This window comes from Nocardia abscessus (assembly GCF_015477775.1).
GTDB classification, from domain to species: domain Bacteria; phylum Actinomycetota; class Actinomycetes; order Mycobacteriales; family Mycobacteriaceae; genus Nocardia; species Nocardia abscessus_A.
On record NZ_JADLQO010000001.1, the window covers coordinates 859,538 to 879,677 of the forward strand.

Annotated in this window: 18 protein-coding genes; 11 read left to right on the plus strand and 7 right to left on the minus strand. The window is 68.1% G+C overall.

Features of this window, described 5'->3' with window-relative positions:
- Nucleotides 1–31: 31 nt before the first annotated feature.
- From IU450_RS04045 to IU450_RS04060, 4 genes are all read right to left on the minus strand, one after another.
- Complete coding sequence (locus tag IU450_RS04045; protein WP_174188264.1) at nucleotides 32–343, minus strand: PE domain-containing protein; 312 nt, start codon at nucleotides 341–343, stop codon at nucleotides 32–34.
- A 164-nt stretch (nucleotides 344–507) separates the two neighbouring features.
- On the minus strand, nucleotides 508–858 hold the full coding sequence (locus tag IU450_RS04050) for a metallopeptidase family protein (RefSeq protein WP_195148370.1): 351 nt from the start codon (nucleotides 856–858) through the stop codon (nucleotides 508–510).
- Nucleotides 859–868: 10 nt separating this feature from the next.
- Nucleotides 869–2,008 carry a septum formation family protein gene (locus tag IU450_RS04055; protein WP_195148371.1) on the minus strand — a complete coding sequence of 380 codons (1,140 nt, stop codon included), beginning with the start codon at nucleotides 2,006–2,008 and terminating at the stop codon, nucleotides 869–871.
- A gap of 76 nt (nucleotides 2,009–2,084) precedes the next feature.
- Nucleotides 2,085–3,785 carry an aldehyde dehydrogenase family protein gene (locus IU450_RS04060; RefSeq protein WP_195148372.1) on the minus strand — a complete coding sequence of 567 codons (1,701 nt, stop codon included), beginning with the start codon at nucleotides 3,783–3,785 and terminating at the stop codon, nucleotides 2,085–2,087.
- Nucleotides 3,786–3,877: 92 nt separating this feature from the next.
- Between IU450_RS04060 and serS the strand changes: the two genes are divergently transcribed.
- The 6 genes from serS to IU450_RS04090 all read left to right on the plus strand — a co-directional run bounded on the left by serS (nucleotide 3,878) and on the right by IU450_RS04090 (nucleotide 11,243).
- On the plus strand, nucleotides 3,878–5,140 hold the full coding sequence (gene serS, locus IU450_RS04065; RefSeq protein ID WP_195148373.1) for a serine--tRNA ligase: 1,263 nt from the start codon (nucleotides 3,878–3,880) through the stop codon (nucleotides 5,138–5,140).
- 175 nt (nucleotides 5,141–5,315) lie between these two features.
- Complete coding sequence (locus IU450_RS04070; protein WP_228833932.1) at nucleotides 5,316–7,103, plus strand: putative bifunctional diguanylate cyclase/phosphodiesterase; 1,788 nt, start codon at nucleotides 5,316–5,318, stop codon at nucleotides 7,101–7,103.
- A 144-nt stretch (nucleotides 7,104–7,247) separates the two neighbouring features.
- The gene (locus IU450_RS04075) at nucleotides 7,248–8,627 is read left to right on the plus strand and encodes an MFS transporter (RefSeq protein WP_324197518.1); all 1,380 of its coding nucleotides are present in this window, start codon (nucleotides 7,248–7,250) and stop codon (nucleotides 8,625–8,627) included.
- Nucleotides 8,628–8,694: 67 nt separating this feature from the next.
- The gene (locus IU450_RS04080; RefSeq protein ID WP_324197519.1) at nucleotides 8,695–9,648 is read left to right on the plus strand and encodes a DMT family transporter; all 954 of its coding nucleotides are present in this window, start codon (nucleotides 8,695–8,697) and stop codon (nucleotides 9,646–9,648) included.
- 55 nt (nucleotides 9,649–9,703) lie between these two features.
- On the plus strand, nucleotides 9,704–10,735 hold the full coding sequence (locus IU450_RS04085; protein WP_195148374.1) for a TlpA family protein disulfide reductase: 1,032 nt from the start codon (nucleotides 9,704–9,706) through the stop codon (nucleotides 10,733–10,735).
- 166 nt (nucleotides 10,736–10,901) lie between these two features.
- A complete protein-coding gene (locus IU450_RS04090; RefSeq protein WP_195148375.1) occupies nucleotides 10,902–11,243 on the plus strand; it encodes a calmodulin in 342 nt (113 codons plus the stop codon).
- Between the two features lie 57 nt (nucleotides 11,244–11,300).
- Here the strand turns inward: IU450_RS04090 and IU450_RS04095 are convergent, their stop codons facing one another.
- Nucleotides 11,301–12,839 carry a Rieske 2Fe-2S domain-containing protein gene (locus tag IU450_RS04095; RefSeq protein ID WP_195148376.1) on the minus strand — a complete coding sequence of 513 codons (1,539 nt, stop codon included), beginning with the start codon at nucleotides 12,837–12,839 and terminating at the stop codon, nucleotides 11,301–11,303.
- A 42-nt stretch (nucleotides 12,840–12,881) separates the two neighbouring features.
- The gene (locus IU450_RS04100; RefSeq protein ID WP_324197520.1) at nucleotides 12,882–13,802 is read right to left on the minus strand and encodes a hypothetical protein; all 921 of its coding nucleotides are present in this window, start codon (nucleotides 13,800–13,802) and stop codon (nucleotides 12,882–12,884) included.
- Between the two features lie 120 nt (nucleotides 13,803–13,922).
- On the opposite strand from IU450_RS04100, the gene IU450_RS04105 reads away from it, so the two are divergent.
- The gene (locus IU450_RS04105) at nucleotides 13,923–14,672 is read left to right on the plus strand and encodes a lysophospholipid acyltransferase family protein (RefSeq protein ID WP_195148377.1); all 750 of its coding nucleotides are present in this window, start codon (nucleotides 13,923–13,925) and stop codon (nucleotides 14,670–14,672) included.
- An 11-nt stretch (nucleotides 14,673–14,683) separates the two neighbouring features.
- On the plus strand, nucleotides 14,684–15,427 hold the full coding sequence (locus tag IU450_RS04110; RefSeq protein ID WP_195148378.1) for a lysophospholipid acyltransferase family protein: 744 nt from the start codon (nucleotides 14,684–14,686) through the stop codon (nucleotides 15,425–15,427).
- A 58-nt stretch (nucleotides 15,428–15,485) separates the two neighbouring features.
- On the opposite strand, the gene IU450_RS04115 is transcribed toward IU450_RS04110, so the two are convergent.
- On the minus strand, nucleotides 15,486–17,003 hold the full coding sequence (locus IU450_RS04115) for a sugar transferase (protein ID WP_195148379.1): 1,518 nt from the start codon (nucleotides 17,001–17,003) through the stop codon (nucleotides 15,486–15,488).
- A gap of 450 nt (nucleotides 17,004–17,453) precedes the next feature.
- On the opposite strand from IU450_RS04115, the gene IU450_RS04120 reads away from it, so the two are divergent.
- From IU450_RS04120 to IU450_RS04130, 3 genes are read left to right on the plus strand one after another with little or no spacing between them, the layout of a single operon-like run.
- A complete protein-coding gene (locus IU450_RS04120) occupies nucleotides 17,454–18,719 on the plus strand; it encodes a methyltransferase domain-containing protein (protein ID WP_195148380.1) in 1,266 nt (421 codons plus the stop codon).
- Complete coding sequence (locus IU450_RS04125) at nucleotides 18,719–19,492, plus strand: glucose-1-phosphate cytidylyltransferase (protein WP_195148381.1); 774 nt, start codon at nucleotides 18,719–18,721, stop codon at nucleotides 19,490–19,492. Before IU450_RS04120 ends, IU450_RS04125 begins: the two co-directional genes overlap by 1 nt.
- Nucleotides 19,471–20,139, plus strand: a complete 669-nt coding sequence (locus IU450_RS04130) for a PIG-L deacetylase family protein (RefSeq protein WP_195148382.1) — start codon at nucleotides 19,471–19,473, stop codon at nucleotides 20,137–20,139. Before IU450_RS04125 ends, IU450_RS04130 begins: the two co-directional genes overlap by 22 nt.
- Nucleotide 20,140: the final 1 nt, after the last annotated feature.

A 20,140-nucleotide genomic window follows, 5' to 3' on the forward strand; every position in this document is an offset into this window, starting at 1 on the left:
CCTGCTCGAACGTTGCTGACTGGTCTCGGAACTACACCTGGATGGCGCTGATGCTCGCGGCGCGCACCACATCACCTGCGACGTGCTGGGCCAATTGCGTGCGCAGCGTCGCCGCCGCGTGATGGCATTCCAGAATCGCCTGCGCGATCGCCCGGTCGTGCGACATCGCGCCCTGGTTGAAATGGCTCGCGCTGAGGAACGAGACTTCCTCGGCGCCGGAGGGCAGCACGTGCGTCGCGGGCGCGGTGATCGCCGCGGCGGCGGCCAGGCGTTCGGCGACGAGGTCGAGTTCGGCCGCGGCGGCGAGAATGGCTTCGGGTGCGATCAGTACATGTCCAACCATGACTCGACTCCTTCTAGTGGCTGTGGGGCGGAACCACGAGAATTCCCCCTTCGAGTGATAGGACGCGACAGCAACGCGATCGGTTCCATCGAATCCCCAATTTTTCGATCTCCCTGCCGATTACACACCCACGGCTGGGGGTACGCAATACAGCTCGGTCCAGACTATCCCCATCCCAGCTGATGCAGGCGGTCTTCGTCAATGCCGAAATAGTGTGCGATCTCGTGGATCACGGTGATCGCCACCTCTTCCACCACTTCAGCCTCGTCGGAACAGAGTTCGAGAATGGCTTCGCGGTAGATGGTCACCGTGTCCGGAAGCGCTCCGCCGTACTGACTGTCGCGTTCGGTGAGGGCGATGCCGTGATACAGGCCGAGCAGATGTGGATCCTCCGGATTGCGCGGCTCGATCAGCACCACCACATTGTCGATCGCGCGGGTCAGCTCGGGCGGAATGAGATCCAGTGCGTCGCCGACCAATTCCTCGAACCGGTCGTCGGACATCGAGACGGGCATCGGCGCTCGGCTACCTCGGCTGGGGCTGCGGCGGCAGCGGCGCGGCGCCGGGCAGCGGTGCGGGCGTGGAACGTCCGCTGTTCGGCGGCGGCACCGGAGCCTGGCCGTTGATCAGGATGTCGCCCTTGGCCGACCCGGTGATCGGCGCGAAGCCCTCCCGATCGGCGCCCTTGCCGATCATGCAGTCCAGCTTGCGGCTGCCCGCCATCCAACTGCGGGCGTCGATGTAGTCGAAGAACAGCGTGAGCGTCTTGTTGCGGATGACGTCCGGCGCGCCCAGGTACTCGGTCGAGGTGCGGGAGCACTCCTCTTCCACGAACTTGTCCTGCGCCTCTTTCGCGGGCGGGCCGCCGGTGAAGTGGGTGCCGAGGTCGACGGTGGCGACGATCTCCACGGCGTGCGGCTGGGCGCAGTCCACCGGATCGGTGGGCAGGTTCTGGTTGATGCCGAGGCACACGCCCGGCTCGTACACCCTGGACTGATCGTGCTCGGTGGCGCTGCCGACCGACGGCGGCGTGCCGACGCTGGCCGCGACCTGCAATCCGCAGCGCAGCGTGCGGTCTCCGTGCTGCCAGCCGTCCGGGCTCGGGTACATCAGCCCGACGATGTACTTGCCGCGCGGGTCGAAGCGACCCGACATGTACCTCTGCACGGCGGGCACGCAGTGCTCTTCCTTCAGTTCGGTGAGCCGCAGCGAGTCCGGGAACCGCGAGCCGGGGCCGAACTCCTTGCCCGGATACCTGCTCATGTCGATGTCGGCCGCGACCTCGAACATGTGCTTGCTCGCACAGTTCACCTTGACCAGGTCGGACCGGTCGGGCTTGGTCCAGCTCAGGCAGTCGCCCTTGGCCGCCGTACCGAACTCCTTGTCCAGCACGGGTTGTGCCGGGGAGCCGGGGTTGTGGGCCTCCAGGCCCTTCTCGTTCTCGAAGCCGGTCACGAACAACGTCACCAAGGCCGCGACCACGGCGCCGACGGCTACCGCGAGCAGGCCCCAGCGCAATGTGCGCGCCGACAGACGCACGTCGCGCAGATCGCTGTCGGCGAGCGCCGCCTTGGCCGAGTCGAACGAGCGGCGTACCGCGTCGGCGCGCGACGACGCGCCGCGCTTGGGCGCCTTCGGGGACCGGGACACATGTTCGGAGGACATCGCGGTCCATCATGGCAGCGTCGGTGCCCTGGTGCCACGACCTGCCCCGATCGGCGCGGCACGAGCCGCGGGCGGTTCAGCCGCGCAGGGCCGACAGGAAGACCCCGGGCAGCCGGGCCGGATTGGCGCCGGAATAGAACTCGGTGAGCCTGCGCCCGGTGACAGCGGCCGTCTCGTTGCCGACGAACCACGGCGGCTTCGGGGAGAGGGCGAGTTCGCGGCCCAGCAGCGAGCGGGGCGCGGGACGGAACGGGCCGCGCACCACCGTGCGTTCCACGTCGTCGAGCAGCAGGGCGTTGTGCACCACGCCGATCCCGCTCTGCACGTCGTCCAGGGTGTGCCCGGGGAACGCGCCCCAGGCGGCCCGCGGCGCTAGGAAGGCGAGGCCGGTCCAGGTGTTCACCGCGATCGCGCCGTAGCGCAGCCGCTCGATGGCGCGGTCGAAGGCGATGCCGAGCCTGCGGATGGTCGTCGGATGGGCGATGACGTTCGCGCCGAGCGTCCCGGTCAGCTCCGCGTTCGCGAAGTCCACCGCACGCTGCAGGAACTCGCCGCCCCCGTAGGGCAGCTCGACCACGCCGAGCACGGGGGAGAAGTACTCCGTGTGCAGCAGCGGTGTGTCGGTTCGCGGCAACCCGTCGACCAGCACTCGCCCGGAGCCGAGCCGCTCGGCCTGCGGGTACGAGGCCAGCGCGCCGGCGACGCGCGTGTCGCTGCCCGGGTAGTAGGCGGTGCGCTGTGGCGCCCGCTGCATGGCCAGGCGCAGCTCCGCGAGGAACTCGTCCCTGCGGTCCCACTCGGCGGCGATCACCACCGCCTGCGCCGCGACGCAGTTGTAGCCGCCGTTGTGCAGCCGCTGGGTCGCCACGTGTTCGGCCTGGTAGCGCAGGTCGGCGGCGGACCAGTCGCCCGGTACGACGATGGTCGGTGAGACGCCGCCCAGCTCGCTGGTGATCGGCTTGTCCAGCAGCGGCCGGTTGTCCTTCTTGCGCTCCGAGCCCTCCGGACCGGGACCCCACACGATCGCGTCGTGGGTCTGCGCGCTGCCGGTCATGTGCACGTGGGCGACATCGGGGTGGCGCACCAGGTAGCCGCCCTGCTGCGCGCCGCCGGTGAGGATGCGCAGCACGCCGAGTTCCAGCAGCGGCTCGAACACCATCTCGAACACGGTGAACAGCGGGTCGGTGATCGGGTTGAGTTTCAGCGCGACCACCCGGTTGTGCGCGAAAAGCTCGTAGAGCGCGTCCAGCGGTGGAATCGACGTGATGTTGCCCGCGCCGAGCACGGCGCCGATGCCGCCGGTCGCGGTGGGATCCAGCTGGGCGAGTCCGGCTCGCCTGCGCGCGGTGTCGGCGTCGACGCCGGGCCGCAGCCACACCTCGCCGTGGAAACCGTTGAGCAGTAGCCGGTCGTAGACGCCGAACGGCAGGATCGGCACCGCGACCCGTCCGCCCGGCGCTTCCCGCAGTGTGATGCCGGTGAGCGGGCTGCGCCCCGTATCCAGCGCCGCGAGGGTGGCCGACAGCGCGTCGGTGGCCTGCAGCATGGTGAGCGGGCCGGACATCCATTCCTCGCCGACCAGCGGAGAGTCCTCGGGAAGGTCCTTGACGACGCACGCGGCCCGCACCCAGTCCTCGGCGAAGCGGCCGGTTCTGGCATGGATCCGGTCGAGCAGTTCGCGGCGTCGGCGCAGCGGGGTCGTGGCCCACACTTTCTCGCCCGCCGCTAGGTCGGCCAGCGCGTTGTCGATGGCTGTCTCGTCGAAAGCAGTGCCCACCAGCCCACTATGCGCGCGATCCGGGGCCGATGGACCGCATCCTGGGATATCGGCGTGAAACGGCAACACACCGACCACTAGGCTGGTGGCCCATGATCGACCTCCGATTCCTGCGGGACGACCCCGACGCGGTCCGCGCCTCGCAGCGCGCCCGCGGCGAAGACCCCGCCCTCGTCGACGCGTTGCTCGAGGCGGACGCGGCGCGGCGCGCCGCGGTGGCCACCGCGGACAACCTGCGCGCCGAGCACAAGGCGATGGGCAAGCTGATCGGAAAGGCGAGCAAGGAGGAGCGCTCCGGCCTGCTGGCGCAGGCGTCGGAGATGTCGGTCAAGGTCAAGGAGGCCGAGGCCGCGCAGCACGCCGCCGACGCGGATCTGGACGCCGCGCACCGCGCTATCTCGAACGTGGTGCAGGAGGGCGCGCCCGCGGGTGGCGAGGACGACTACGTCGTGCTGCAGACCGTCGGCACGCCAAGGGAATTCGACTTCGAGCCGAAGGACCATCTGGAGCTCGGCGAGTCGCTCGGCCTGATCGACATGGAGCGCGGCGCGAAGGTTTCCGGCGCCCGCTTCTATTTCCTGACCGGCTACGGCGCGCTGCTGCAGCTGGGTCTGTTGCAGCTGGCCGCGCAGAAGGCCGTGGCCAACGGCTTCACCATGATGATCCCGCCGGTGCTGGTGCGTCCCGAGGTCATGGCGGGCACCGGATTCCTCGGGCAGCACTCCGCCGAGGTCTACCACCTCGCGGACGACGACCTCTACCTGGTCGGCACCTCGGAGGTGCCGCTGGCGGGCTACCACTCGGACGAGATCCTCGACCTCAGCGGCGGGCCCAAACGGTATGCGGGCTGGTCGTCGTGTTTCCGCAGGGAGGCGGGCAGCTACGGCAAGGACACCCGCGGCATCATCCGGGTGCACCAGTTCGACAAGGTGGAGATGTTCGTCTTCACCACCCCGGACCAGGCCGAGGCCGAGCACCAGCGCCTGCTCGCCTGGGAACAGGAGATGCTCGCGGCGGTCGAGGTGCCCTACCGGGTGATCGACGTCGCGGCGGGCGATCTCGGCAGCTCGGCCGCGCGAAAATTCGATTGCGAGGCGTGGGTGCCCACCCAGCGGACCTATCGGGAGCTGACCTCGACCTCCAACTGCACCACGTACCAGGCTCGCAGGCTCTCGGTGCGCTATCGCGACGAGAACGGAAAGCCCCAGATCGCCGCCACGCTGAACGGCACCCTGGCGACCACCCGCTGGATCGTGGCCATCCTGGAGAACCACCAGCAAGCCGACGGGTCGGTCCGCGTTCCGTCCGCGCTGGTTCCATTCGTCGGTACCGACGTGCTCCGACCGTCGAACTGACTACGCGCGAATGACGTTCAGGTGAATAGCTACTGGTTCGCCATGCCGGATTCCCGGGATGTGGCAACCGGCGGGATTCCTTGTGTCTAGGCTGTTCATCGTGCGAGGAATCGGGTCTCGCGGCGATACCCGAACCCGGGTGCGGGCCGCGTCTGCGCTGGCGACGGCTATGGTCATGGCTCGGACCACCGGGGCGTTCTACGTCATGGGCGGGGTGCTCGGTCTGCTGATCACCGCTGTCGCCCCTGGTGAGGAGGGTAATCGGCCGCTGGTAGGCGGGGCAGCAGCGATAGCGCTGGTGCTCGGTCTCACGCTGCTCGCGTGGGGGCCGCGGCTGCCGCATTCGATCCACCACGTCTACGTCGCGATCGCGACGGTGCTGGTGACGATCGCGGTGCACTCCTTCCCGAACACGGTGGGCGCGATCAGCCTCGCCGCGTTCTACGTGTTCATCGCGTGCGACGCCGCCCTGTTCTTCGCCTGGTCGCAGGCCGCCGCCCATATCGCGTTCGCCTTGGCGCTGTGCCTGTGGGTGCTGCCCGCGCGGCCGGTGACGCCCGGGCTGCCGTGGTGGTCGGGCCTGATCCCGGCCGGCGTGACGTTCGGCGTCGGCGTCGTCGTCGGGATCCTGACCAGGATGGCGTCCGAAGCCGACATCGACGTGCTCACCGGCCTGCTCAACCGCCGCGGCTTCGACCGCGCCCTGAACACCGCGATCCAGCAGGCCACCAGGTCCGGACACGGGCTTGCGCTGGTACTGGTCGACCTGGACCGCTTCCAGAAGATCAACGACCATCTCGGGCACCGCGCCGGTGACGCGGTCCTGCAGCGGGTGGCCGACACCTGGTCGAAGCTGCTGGCCCCCGACCAGCGCCTGGCGCGCTACGGCGGCGACGCGTTCGCCTTGCTGCTGCCGAACACCACCGAGCAGGCCGCGATCCTGCTCACCGAGCAACTGCGCGCGGCGGTGACCACCGGCTGTTCGGCAGGCGTGACCTCCTGGCAGCCGGGCGAATCCGGATCGCTGCTGGTCAGCCGTGCCGATGTGGGCCTGTACCGGGCCAAGCAGGCCGGACGCAACCGGACGGTGCTCGAGTCATCCCGGCAGCTGCCGCTGGCGGTGGAGCTGCGCGAGGCGATCGACCGCGGCGCCCTCGACGTGCACTACCAGCCGATCGTCAGCCTCACCGAAGGCGGCGGCAAGGCGGTCGGCGTGGAGGCGCTGCTGCGCTGGTCGTCCAGCGCGCAGCCGGATGTCACCACCGAGGGCTTGATCCGCGTCGCCGAGGAGTACGACCTCATCGCCGATCTGGACGAGCTGGTGTTGCGCCGGGCCTGTGCGGACGCCGCGCGCTTGCAGGACACCTTCGCTCAGCTGGATCTGACGCTGAACGTGAACGTCAGCGGGCTGGAGCTGGCCGAGGCCGGCTACGCCGATCGGGTGGCGGGCATCCTGGCCGCCACGGGGTGGCCCGCCGATCAGTTGGTGCTCGAGGTGACCGAGAGCGAGCTGGCCGCCGAATCGCAGACCGCGATCGAGAATCTGCACACGCTGCGCGACCGGGGCGTGCGCATCGCCATCGATGACTTCGGCACCGGTTACTCCTCGCTCAGCAGGCTGGCCACGCTGCCGAGCGACATTCTCAAGGTCGATCAGTCCTTCGTCGCCGCGATCCGCTCGGATTCGCCCGCGCCGCCGTTGCTCGGCGTGATCGCGGCCCTGTCCAACGCGCTGGATCTGCAGGTCATCGCCGAGGGCGTGGAGACCGAGTACCAGGCCGCGGTGCTCACCGAACTGGGTTTCGCGCTCGCGCAGGGCTATCACTACAGCGACTCGCACCCGGTCTCGGAGCTGATCAGCGACCTCAACGAGAACAAGGGCCGGGTCGGTCCCGGCGTCACGGACCGGGAACTCGGCGACGGGGACTCGGTGACGGCCAACGGCTGGGTGCCGCTGCCGTAATTCGCTTGACGGCGTGTGCCGGTCGTGAGCATGCTGATCGACATGCGTTTGCTCATCTACGGCTGTTGATTCGCCGAAGCGCTGCGTGCCCGTAGGGCGGGTAGCGCGCACTCCATCGGCCTGCGCTCGCTGACGGTTCGGGCGGTGCTCTTCAAGAGCATCGGTGAACTGATTCCGCTGTACGCGCTGTACGCCCTGCTTTTCGCCGACCACGGCATGAGCACGGGGCAGATCTCGTTGCTGTTCGCGATCTGGTCGACGACCGCGTTCCTGCTCGAGGTGCCCTCCGGGGCGTGGGCGGACACGGTGTCGCGGCGTGGACTGCTCGTGCTCAGCGGTGTATTGCTCACGGCCGGATTCGCGCTGTGGACCGCCGCGCCCTCGTTCGCGGGTTTCGCCGCAGGATTCGTGCTGTGGGGCACTTCGGGCGCCTTGGCCTCCGGCACCTTCGAGGCGCTGCTCTACGACGACCTGGCCGCCCGCGGTGAGTCCGGGTCATACCCGCGCATCCTCGGTTACACCCGTGCCGGTGCGGAGGCGGCCGTCGTCGTCGCGATCGTCGCCGCGACACCCCTGTACCTCTACGGTGGCTATGCCCTGGTCGGCTGGTCCAGCGTCGTGATCGCGGCCGTGCACACGCTGGTCGCGCTGTCGCTGCCCACCGCGCCCAAAGCGGTGTCCGCGGCGGATGTGGACGACCTGGAAGAAGAGTCGCCGTCGGACGCTCAGCCCTTGGCGGACGCCTCCGACCTCACATCCGCGAATATCGGACCGGACTCGGGCGTGCGTGCCGCCTGCGAGGGCGATGCCGACGCCCGCGCCGTGGATTCGCGTATCGCTCTCGTGTCGGAGGCCGATGGTGTCGGGCCGGGAGACGTTGCGGCGCAGCCGCGGCCGTTCGCGCGATACCTCGGCATGCTGAAGGCCGGTGTGGGCGAGGCTGTTCGCGTGCGAGCCGTGCGTTATGGCGTGCTGCTGGAGGCGCTGCTGTTCGGGATCACGGCGTTCGACGAGTATTTCGCCCTGCTGGCGGAGGAATCGGGCGTCTCGACAGCCGTGGTGCCCCTGCTGGTCGGTCTCACCGTGCTCGGCTCGCTGACCGGTTCGCTGCTGGCGGGGCGTACCGAAGGGATGTCGGGCCGGACGATGTCGAAGGCGGTGGGTGTCGCGGGCGTGCTGTTCCTCGGCGGTGCGGTGATCGCCGGCCTCGCCACCGGGCGTCCGGAGGCGGTGTACCTGCTGACCGGCTTCAGATTCGCCTCGATCGGAGTCTCCTACGGCATCGTCTACAACGCCGCGATCGTCGCGGGCGCTCGCCTTCAGGACGCCATCGAGGGGCCCGCCCGTGCCACGGTCACCTCGGTCTCGGGGTTGCTCGGCGAGGTGATCGCCCTCGCGGTCTTCGGCTTGGCCGCCCTCGTCACGCTCTGGTCGTCCATGTCCACCCTCCTGGCCCTCCTCGGCGCATCGATCCTCGCCATAGCCGCCCTCACCCCCCGCTGGCTGCCCCAACGCGGTGACTGACCGGGCGTGGCACACCGTTCAGAGCTTGTCTCGAACGCCGCTACTCGTGGCCGGTAGCGTGCGGGAGGTGAGTAGGCAGGTGCGGGTGGGGGTGGTTTTCGGGTTTTCGATCGGTGCGGGGGTTGCGGTGCAGGGACGGATCAACGGTGCGCTCGGTGCTCGGTTGGAGGATGGGGTTGCGGCGGCGGCCATCAGTTTCGGGACGGGGCTTGTCGCGCTGGCGATCGTTTTCGCGTTCAGTGGGCGGGTGCGGGACGGCGCGCGGCGGGTGCGAGAGGCGTTGTCCGAGGGCGCGCTGCGGCCGTGGCAGTTGCTCGGAGGCCTGTGCGGCGCGTTCTTCGTCGCGTGCCAGGGCCTGACCGTCGCGGCCATCGGCGTCACCGCGTTCACCGTGGCGACCGTCGCGGGACAACTGCTGAGCAGTCTGGTCGTCGACCGCCTCGGGCTCGGCCCGAGCGGACGCACGCCGATCACCGTGGTACGTCTGGCCGGTGCGGCGCTCGGCGTGGTCGCGGTGCTGATCGCCGGGTTCGGACATACTCGCGCCACCGGTGGTCTCTCCGTGCCCGACGCGCTGCGCGGCACTCCGACCGCTCTGCTGATCGTCCTGCCCGCGCTGGCCGGCATCGGCCTGGCTTGGCAACAAGCGGTGAACGGCAAGGTCGGCGCGGTCGGGGGAGCCGTATCGGCGGCCACGGTCAATTTCTGTGTCGGCCTGGCCGCGCTCTCGATCCTCGCGGCCGCGATCATCGTGACCTCTGGAGGTCCGGCGACATTTCCCACCGAGCCGTGGCTGTATCTCGGCGGACTGATCGGCGTCGGATTCATCGCGCTGGCCGCGCTGACGGTCCGCTGGATCGGCGTCCTGCTCCTCGGCCTCACCTCGGTGGCGGGACAACTGCTTGCCTCCCTGATCCTCGACGTGCTCACCCCGACCAGTGCGGGCCTCACCGCCACCGCGATCGTCGGCTGTGCGCTGACCCTCGTCGCGGTCGCCGTCGCTACGCGATCGCACTCCTGAGGACACTCGCCCGATCGGTCATGTTCTGAGCGCATAAGTGTGGGATGGTGCGCTCATGCTGATCGAATACGGGGTGTGGGTTTCGCGGCTGGGTCTGTGTGTCGTGTTCGGGCTGTCGGCGTGGGGCAAGCTGGTGGATCGGAGCGCGACGCGGCAGGCGGTGGCGGATTTCGGGGTGCCGCTGCGCTGGGCGCCCGCGGTGGCCTGGGGGTTGCCGATCATCGAGGCGACGATCGCGGTCACCGTGCTGCTTCCCTGGATTTCCGGGCTTGCCGCGGTGGCGGCGCTGGCGTTGCTCGCCGTGTTCACGGGCGCGATCGTGCGTTTGCTGCGCCGCGGCGAGCGGCCCTCGTGCTCGTGTTTCGGCGGTGCGAGTGCCGCGCCGATCGGGCCGAAGACCCTGGTGCGCAATGGTGTGCTCGCTGCGCTGGCCTTGGTTGTCGATGTCGGCGCGCTGACGTACCCGGGCGTGCCGATAGGCTTGCCCGCCGACCACGCGATCGGCTGTGCGGTGGTGGCCGCGCTGGTAGCGGTGCTGGTGTGGGTGGCGGGGCAGTTGCGTTCCCTGCGCCGTCGGATGGACGAGCAGGCGCTGTCCACGCTGGGCGCGGAAGGACTGCCCGTGGGTGCGGTGGCGCCTGAGTTCGAATTGTTCGACGTCGCGGGAGCGAAGACCACGCTCGAGGACCTGCTGGCCGATGGATGTTGGGTGCTGCTGGTCTTCGTGCACCCGGGGTGCGAGCTGTGCGCGGCGCTGGCCAGGGAATTGCCCCGCTGGCACGCGCGTACCGGCGACGCGCTGGCGATCGTGGCGGTCGGCAACGGCGACGCGGCCGAACAAGCCGCGTGGGGTGTCGAGAACGGGCTGCGCGCGATTCCCTCGCTCGTGCAACAGGGCAACGAGGCGGCCCTGCGCTACCGCGTGCGCGGCACCCCGTCCGCAGTGCTCGTCGACCCTGACGGACGCGTCGCCGCGCCGGTGGCCAGGGGCGGTATCGCGATCCGGGAGTTGATCAGCACGGTGAAGGCGGTGCGCCGCACGCCGACCCCTGCGCACAACGGGATTCCGGCTGGGATCTCCCACTGAGTTTCGGGACTTACCTCTTTTCGCCGTCCAGATCGTCCTCGGACCCGTTATGTGCCGGTTAGCAAATTCTTGGCAAATATCCGGCGGCGCGCCGATAGGATCGAGTCGCACCGGTGCGGAATTCGTCATCCATCGACCAGAGGACCCACCGACAAGAGGGGAAGACATGGCGCTCTTCGCGTTCACCGACTACTCAGGCAAAGAGTTCGTCATCCAGTTGAACAACCAACAGCGGATCGAGGAAGCCCGCCGCATCCTGTCCGGCGACGAGCAGATGTCGATCCACGTCATGGGTCGGATCCGGAAGATCCCGGCGCCCTACAACCCGGGCTGGGACTTCCATCTGGACCCTGACACCATCACCTTCTTCACCATGGCGATCGAGGTCTGCGACGCCAGCATCATGTACGTCAACGAGCACCTGGACGAGGCCTGTGGCGCGTTCCTGCCGGGCTGTATGTGGTGCCCGTGGTCGTCGCGGCTTACCCGCGAGGTCGCCGAAAAGTAGCAATCGGTCGGCAACCGCTTCCGGCTGGTGTCGATACGCCGGCCGGAAGTCGGGGCCTCAGTCCAGCTTGCGCGAGCGCAGTTCGTGTCCCTTGGACGTCTTGCACCGCCCCGACTCCAGGTCCCACTGCCAGCCGTGCAGGTTGCAGGTGAGGGTGTTGCCTTCCACCACACCGAATTTCGACAGGTCCGCCTTCAGGTGCGGGCAGCGGCGCTGCACCTCCCAGCCGCTGAGTTCGGTGGAGGCGGAATCGTCGTGCGCCTCGGCGAACCAGCCGTCGGCGTAGGCGATCCGCTCGTCGGTGAGGCACTTGAAGAACGTGTAGAGGAACTCGTTGTACCCGCCGATGCGCCAGGCCTGGAAGCGGGTGGACAGGAAGATCGTGTTCACCCAGTCGGGCTCTTGGTCGCGCAGCACGGTGCGCACCAGTTCCGGGGCGATGCGGAAGCCGTAGCGGTAGCGACCCTCGCCCTCGACCGGCTCGCGCACGGCGCGCTTGGGGAAGTCCAGCACGATGGTTTCCTCGCCGATCACCAAGCCGACCGGGTAGCCGATGCCGTCGCAGATCACATTGCTCTGCGCCATGATCGGCTCGAACAGCTTCCGCAGCGGCTCCAGCAGGGAGCCGTCGCCGCGTTCCCAGGTCGCCTTCTCGGCCTCCAGCACCGGTGCGAGGCGCTGCGCCATCCGCTCGATGTACTCGGCTTTGTTGTCGTAGATCTCGCCCGGGTCGCTCGGATGGGTCAGGGTCAGCGCGGCACCGCGTACGTCGGCCACCGAACCCGGAATCATCAGGACTCCGCCCGCGTTCCCGTGGATCTCCATCTGCTCCAGGAACACCTTCTGGTCCGGGAAGATGTTGCCCTCGTCGCCGCGATCGTCGTTGAGGTAGCGCAGCTCGTCATCCAGGAACACCGGCGGACCGGCGGAGGGCACCACCCAGGTCGCGCCGACCTGCTCGATGTAGCTGCGGGCCCGGTCCATGCCGCGCTGACGCTTCTGCTTGCCGAAATTCGACTTGGTGCGGGCCGGGATGTCGTAGACCATCGGGTACCAGATCGCGCCCGAGTACTGCAGCAGGTGGATGTCCACATGGCCGAAGGCGTCGTGCAGCACGTCCATGTCGACCGGGCGGGCGTCGTTCATGTTGAAGCAGGTGGTCTCGCCGTCGGAGACGACCAGGCCGGAGTCGCCGATCGGGCCGTCGGCGGGGGCGCGCAGCGCGATGATCATGATGTCCAGGTCGCCACCCGGTCCGGTCACCGTGTGCTTGACCGAGTCCTCGGTCTCGAAGAACTTGTGGAAGCCCAGTTGTTCGAGTTCTCGCCGCAGGTCCGGCACGGGATAGTCCGGCAGCAGCACGGTCGCGTCCTTGTCGACGTGCTCGGTCAGCGTCTTCGCGTCGAAGTGGTCGCGGTGCAGGTGCGAGACGTACAGGAAGTCGCATGCGCCCAGCTCGTCCCAGTCCAGCTGAGTGTTGTCGGGGAACGGGAACCACGAACCGAAGTACGCGGGGTTCACCCAGGGATCGCAAAGGATCGACCCGGCCGCGGTACGGATGTGGAATCCGGCGTGTCCGACGCTGGTGATCTGCACTAGCTGCTCCTCCTGCTGTTTACCAGCCAACCAGGGTAGTAGTTACGGCGAGATGTCGCCGATGCAGTAGCCCTCCGGCCCGGATCGCAAGGTGAAGGTGCGGGTCTGCGTCACACCGGCGGAGTTGGTCACCGGCACGAGCACCGCGATGTACTCGGTGTTCACCTGCTCCGACCGGATCTGCTGGTCGGCGAACTCGGTGGCCCCGGTGAGCACGCCCTGGTTGTTCGCCAGCGGCGCGGGGCTCGGACGCCCGGTGCCTTTGGGGTCCCAGGTCGCCGGGGACGCCTTACAGATCAGAGGGTAGTCGCCCTCCTTGTCGGCGGGGTCGAGCGGAGTGCCGACGAAGCGCGACAGGTACCGGCGCACGGTGTGACGGGCGTCGGCGTCGTTGTAGGCGATCTCCGCGCCCGCCGTGGCGACGCGCGGACAGGCGTAGCCGGTCACGACCTCGGCGCGATCGATCGCGACCGTGGTGGTCGCGTTCGTCCACGCGACGGTGTTGTCGGTCGCCGTCCCGGGCTGCGCTAAGGCGGCGAGGATCGCCTGCGGGTTGGCGTACATGTCGGCGACGTTCTTCGGCGCGATCGTCCAGCACTTCTCTTGCAGTTCCGCGATGGTGCGCGACTGCAAGTCGGCTGCCCAGCGCTGCACCGCGGGCGCGGCCGCGGGCAATCCGGCGACCGCGCCGACCGGTGGGGCGTCGGCCGGGACGGGCGGCAACGCCGAGGTGCTGGGCGGGGCCGCCGCCGGGACCGCGGCCGGGGGCGTGGTGCGCACGGCTGCCTGCGGCGCGCTCTCGTCGGGAATGCCGACGACCGAATCGCAGCCGGTCACCGCGACCGCCGCGAACAGGGCGAGGCCGCCGATCAGCGCGGCGCGCGTGCGCCGGGTCACCGACGCCCGATTCCGATCGCGTGCGGTGCGGTCGTATTCACGCGATTCCGGCCGGGCGCGTTCCACTTCGACGATCCCTCTTCTCTCAGGCTTGCGGTTGGGGCTGGTCAGCTGTCCTCGCTCCGGCGCGGCGCACGACGGCGGCGAACTGCCGGTGGGACGATCAGCGACTACGCTAGCGGACTTGTGGAACCCGTCTATCGGACGATCATCGGGCTGGCCCGTACCGTCTTCTTCGTCGAAGGTCTGAAGTTCACCGTCAAGGGCGATGAACACATCCCCGCGCAGGGTGGCGCCGTGCTGGCGGTGAACCACACCGGCTACATGGACTTCACCTATGCGGGCCTGCCGGTGCGCACCCCGAAGCGCTACATCCGGTTCATGGCCAAGAAAGAGGTCTTCGACGACAAGATCTCCGGGCCGATCATGCGCGCGCTCAAGCACATCCCGGTGGACCGTTCGGCGGGCGCGGACTCCTACAAGGCGGCCGTGGACTATCTGCGTCGCGGCGAGCTCGTCGGCGTGTACCCCGAGGCGACGATCAGCCGCAGCTTCGAGATCAAGGAGTTCAAGTCCGGCGCGGCGCGCATGGCGATCGAGGCGGAGGTGCCGATCATCCCGATCGTCATCTGGGGTGCGCAGCGGGTTTGGACAAAGGGTTTCCCGAAGCGGCTCGGTCGCACCAACACGCCCATCTCGATCGCGGTCGGCGAACCGATCCAGCCGTTCGAGCCGGCCGCCGAACTCACCGCGAAGCTGCGCTCGACCATGCAGGACATGCTGCTGGACCTGCAGAAGGACTACGTGCACGAGCCCGGCGCGTACTGGGTTCCGGCCCGGCTCGGCGGCAGCGCTCCTACCCTGGAAGAGGCGGACGCGATGGATGCCGCCGAAGCGGAGGCCAAGGCCGCGCGCAAGAACGCGGCGGGGCAGTAACGGGAGCTGTGATGGCGCGCGAACCGGTCTACGACATCCTCACCGGCTTGGCCCGCGCCATCTTCTTCGCCCAGGGTCTGCGGATCGATATCGAAGGGCAAGAGCATTTCCCGCGTTCCGGAGGCGCGGTGCTCGCCGTGAACCACACGGCCTACCTCGATTTCATGGAGGTCGGGTTGGTCGGGCGGAAGTCGGGGCGCAACGTCCGGTTCATGATGAAGGCCGAGCTCGAGCACGGCATCGTCGGCTTTCTCATGAAGCACTGCAAGGCGATCGGCGTCGATCGCACGGCCGGGGCGCAGTCGTACGCCCGCGCGGTGACCGCGCTGCGCGACGGCGAGGTGGTGGTGGTGTATCCCGAGGCGACGATCAGCCGCAGCTTCGAACTGAAGGAATTCAAGTCCGGGGCGGCGCGGATGGCTGTGGAAGCCGATGTCCCGATCGTCCCCATGATCATTTGGGGCGCGCACCGGATCTGGACCAAGGACATCCCGAAGCAGCTCGGCCGCCATCGTTTCCCGATCAATATCCGTATCGGCGCACCGATCCGGCCCGGCGAACCGGCCGAGCAACTCACCGCCACTCTGCGGACTCGGATGAGCGAGCTGCTGGAAGGCGCGCAACGCGACTATCCGATGGTGAAAGGCGCCCGCTGGGTGCCCGCACGGCTCGGCGGAACCGCCCCGACCCTCGCGGAGGCGGCTGTGCTGGAACGCGAGGAGATGGAGAGGCGGCGGCGCGCGAAGGCGCGGTGATGCCGCGTCCTTCGCTGTGGCGATGGTCGGGACTTCGCGACCATCGCCCGCGGCGTCATCAGTACGCTCCGTCGCCTCGCGCCACGACACCGACCGTGCGCGCGATCAGCCGCAGGTCCATCCTCATGGACACGTTCTCCACGTAGGACAGGTCGAGTCGCACCGCGTCCTCGAGCGGAAGGTCCGACCTGCCGCTGACCTGCCACAAGCCGGTCAGCCCCGGCTTCACGAGCAGGCGTCGGCCCATCATGTGGTCGTAGGTGTCGACTTCCCGCCGCACCTGCGGTCGCGGCCCGACGACGCTCATATCGCCACGCAGCACGTTGAGGAACTGCGGCAGTTCGTCGAGACTGTACTTGCGCAGGAACCGCCCGACCGGCGTGACCCGGGGGTCGACCTTCATCTTGAAGAAGACCGGATTTCCACCCTGCTGTGCGATCAAAGCTTCGGCATACCGGTCGGCATCGTCGTACATACTGCGAAACTTGATCATGCGGAAGGGCAGGCCGTATCGGCCGATGCGTTCGGACAGGTAGAAGACCGGGCCGCGGCTGGTGGTCTTCACCGCGATCGCGATCGCCAGGAACACCGGCAGGAGCAGCAGTAGGCACACTGTCGCGAAGCCGATGTCGAAGGCCGTTTTGCTGACCGACCGAGCCCGCTCATACTGCGGTTCGGCGATGTGCATCATCGGCATCCCCGCGACCTGCCGATTGGTGAGCCGGGAGATGGCGATGTCGATCGCCCCTGGCGCCAGCATGAACTCGACTCCCAGCGCGTCCAGTTCCCAAGCGAGCCTGCGAAGTTCGGTCGGGCCGAGATGCCGTGTGGGACCGATGGCGACGGTGTCGGCGTGGGTGTGCAGGACCGCCCGCAGCACGGCGCTGTCGTCACCGACCACCGCGACCGTACCGCCGGCGAAGGCCAGCGGCGCATCGCCCGATTGCCCACCCGGCACGCAGGCGCCCACGACGTCGTAACCGGCGCCCGGGTCCGCGGCGAACGCCGCGAACATCGCCGCGGCCGCTTCGGCAGTGCCGACCACGAGTACGGCCGAACGGTGGCGTCCCCGGCGGCGTTCCCTAGCAAGCTGGTGGCGCCACCACAGTCGTCCACCGATCACCGCAAGGAGGCCGGCCGGAAAGGCGATCGCGAGATAACCTCGCGCTAAGTCGATTTCGAGTGCCAGCGACATGAGTGCCAGGACGCCGAACAGGTGCATGGTCGCCGACATCAGCCGCCGGAATTCCTCGACACCGCTGCCGACCAGTTGCGGCGCACGGCTACCCGCGCTGCCGAGAATCGCGAACCAGCCCATGGCGAGCACGCCCGATACCACCGTGTAACCGACCCGGTAGGGCAGCTCCCAGGCCAGCGGCGGAGCGCCGCTCCCGTTGAAACGGATCAGCTGCGCACTCCCCACAGCGATGCAAACGGCGGCGAAATCGGTGATGGCGAGACGACGCACGTACTCCGATCGCCAGGCCTTACGGCTCGAATTGTCAACCGGCAGAGCCGCGAAGGATCGTAGGGATTCGGCGGTCCCATTCCATTTCGGGACAGCCTTGGATTTCATCAAGAGAACACCCCTCCTGGGGCAACGGTGGAATTGCTACCAGATCCGGAGATCGTCTTTCCCGGCAGCGTCCCGACCGCCTCTACCGAGCGCTTCATCGGCACTTGATCGGCAAGTGTCACAACATCTCTCGCCGGCCAGATGGTATGCGCGAAGCAGCGTGATCGGGATGTTAACTGCTCCGGATCAACCCGGCGACCGATCTCGATACGCATCGGGAATAACACCATGAAGGTAAATATGAAATGTGCTCTATATCACAGTTTGTAACGCGGATGTGGAATCCGGCCGATATTGCCGTCGGTACGCTGACGGTCGCAACAGTGCGGCCCGTACGACGAATGACGTTCTCGTCATGCGCATCTCGTGATGCGCCGGGCAGCTGATGCTTCCGTGCGCCGCGACAGGCGTTCCGACGGGCCGGGACGCTTCGAGCAAAGGATCGGATCTGTGCGCTGTCGACTCTGTGACTCCGGCAGACTGTCCAGCATTCTGGATCTCGGCGCCACGCCGCCGTGCGAATCGTTCCTCACCGCCGACCAGCTCGATCTGCCCGAGCCGACCTACCCCTTGCATCTGCGGGTGTGCGCCGACTGCCTGCTGCTGCAGATTCCGGCACTGATCACACCGGAGGACACCTTCACCGAATACGCCTACTTCTCCTCCTACTCCGACAGCTGGGTCCGCCACGCGGGCGAGTTCGTCGACACCGCGGCCGCACGGCTGGGGCTCAGCAGGGACTCCTTCGTGGTCGAAGTCGCCAGTAACGACGGCTACCTGCTGCGCCACATCGTCGACCGCGGCATCCGATGCCTGGGCATCGAGCCCTCGGTCAACGTCGGAGCGGCGGCTCGCGAGTCGGGCGTACCCACCGAAACCACCTTCCTCGACGAGCATTCCGCGCGCCGGATCCGTGCCGAACACGGTCCCGCGGATCTCGTGATCGCCAACAACGTCTACGCCCACATCCCGGATCTACGCGGATTCACCCGTGCGCTACGTACCTTGCTGGCGGACGACGGCATGCTGACCATCGAGGTGCACCATGCGCTGAACCTGGTCGGGCTCGGCCAGTTCGACACCATCTACCACGAGCATTTCCAGTACTACACCGTGCTGTCGGCGCAACGTGCGCTCGCTGTCGCGGGATTGACCGTGGTCGATGTCGATCGGCTGCCGACGCACGGCGGATCGATCCGGCTGTGGGTGCGCCCCGATGCCGCCACGGCGGCGGTGAGCGACCGTGTGCGGGAGGTGCTCGACCTCGAGCGGTCCGCGGGACTGCACTCGGCGGACGGCTACGCATCGCTGCGGCGGCGCGCCGAGTCCGTGCGGCACGAGCTGCTGAGCTTCCTGCTCGACTGCCGGCGCCAGCGCAAACGCGTCGTCGGATACGGTGCGCCGGGCAAGGGCAACACGCTGCTCAACTACTGCGGGATCCGGCCTGATCTGCTCGAGTACACCGTCGACCGCAACCCCTACAAGCACGGCAGATTCACGCCAGGAACGCGAATCCCGATCCACCCGCCGGACCGGCTCGACGCCGATCGTCCGGACGTGGTCGTGGTGCTGCCCTGGAATCTCGAGCACGAAATCACCGCGCAGCTGCGGCATGTCGCCGAGTGGGGCGGTCAGCTCGCCTATGCCTTGCCCGAGCTGCACCTGGTCGACCCGGCGTCGCAGTCCCCGGCCGAGTCGACAGGAAACCGGCGCTGATGAAAGTCGTTCTGTTCTGCGGTGGCTACGGCATGCGCATGCGCGGCGGCACCGATGACATGGTGCCCAAGCCGATGCAACTCGTCGGCCCGCGTCCCTTGCTCTGGCACGTGATGCGGTACTACGCGCACTACGGTCACACCGAATTCATCCTGTGTCTCGGATACGGCGCTGAGCACATCAAGAATTTCTTCCTCAGCTACCGGGAGTCGGCGTCCAACGACTTCGTGATCCGCAACGGCCGGGTCGAACTGCTCGGCAGCGATATCGACGACTGGACGATCACTTTCGTCGATACCGGTGTGGAGTCGGCCATCGGCGAGCGATTGCGCCGGGTGCGCGAGCACCTCGGCGACGACCAGTACTTCCTGGCCAACTACGCCGACGTCCTCACCGACGCTCCCCTGGACGAGATGATCACCCAGTTCCACGCTTCGGGGGCCGCGGCATCTCTGCTGGTGGTGCCACCGCAATCGTCGTTCCACTGCGTGGACCTCAGTGCTACCGGCGAGGTCAAGGAAATCGTTCCCGTCGCGCGTATGCCCCTGTGGGAGAACGGCGGCTACTTCGTGCTCGGCCGGGAGGTATTCGACCTGCTGCCACCCGGTGGCGATCTGGTGGAGGACGCCTGTGGGACGCTCGCGGGCCAGGGCCGGTTGTTCGGCTACCGCCACGACGGATTCTGGAAGCCCGCAGATACTTTCAAGGAGCGCGCCGAACTCGACGCGGCCTACCGCAGCGGACACCGGCCATGGATGGTGTGGGAGCAGTGATCGCGCTGCTTTCCCCGCGGCCCGCCGAGATCGCCCTGCTCGGCGCGCATTGCGATGACATCCCGATCGGCATGGGAGCCACGCTGCTGTCGCTGACCCGCGCCCATCCGGGTATGCGGGTGCGCGCGTTGGTCCTTTCCGGTGCGGGCACGGAGCGCGAACAGGAGGAGCGGGCGGCGCTCACCGCCTTCTGCTCGGGACGGACACCGGAATTGACGGTGCTCGACGTCCCGGACGGACGCGCACCGGCGCACTGGGACCGGATCAAGACGGCCGTAGCAGAGTTTCGCCGGGCGGGTGAACCGGATCTTGTGTTCGCCCCGCAACCGGGCGACGCGCACCAGGATCACCGCACGCTCGCGGAGCTGGTGCCGACCGAGTTCCGCGACCACCTGATCCTCGGCTACGAAATTCTCAAGGCGGAGGTCGACACACCGGCGCCGACCGTATTCCATCCGGTCGATGCGGACCTGATCCGGCGCAAATCGCAACTGCTGCACCGGCATTACCCGTCCCAGACCGGTCGCGACTGGTTCGACGAGACCGCGTTCCTGGCGTCCGCGCGGGTCCGCGGCGTGCAGTGCCGCACCGAGTACGCCGAAGCCTTCGTGGTGGGCAAGGCCGTCATCGCATGGGAAAAGGAGTGAC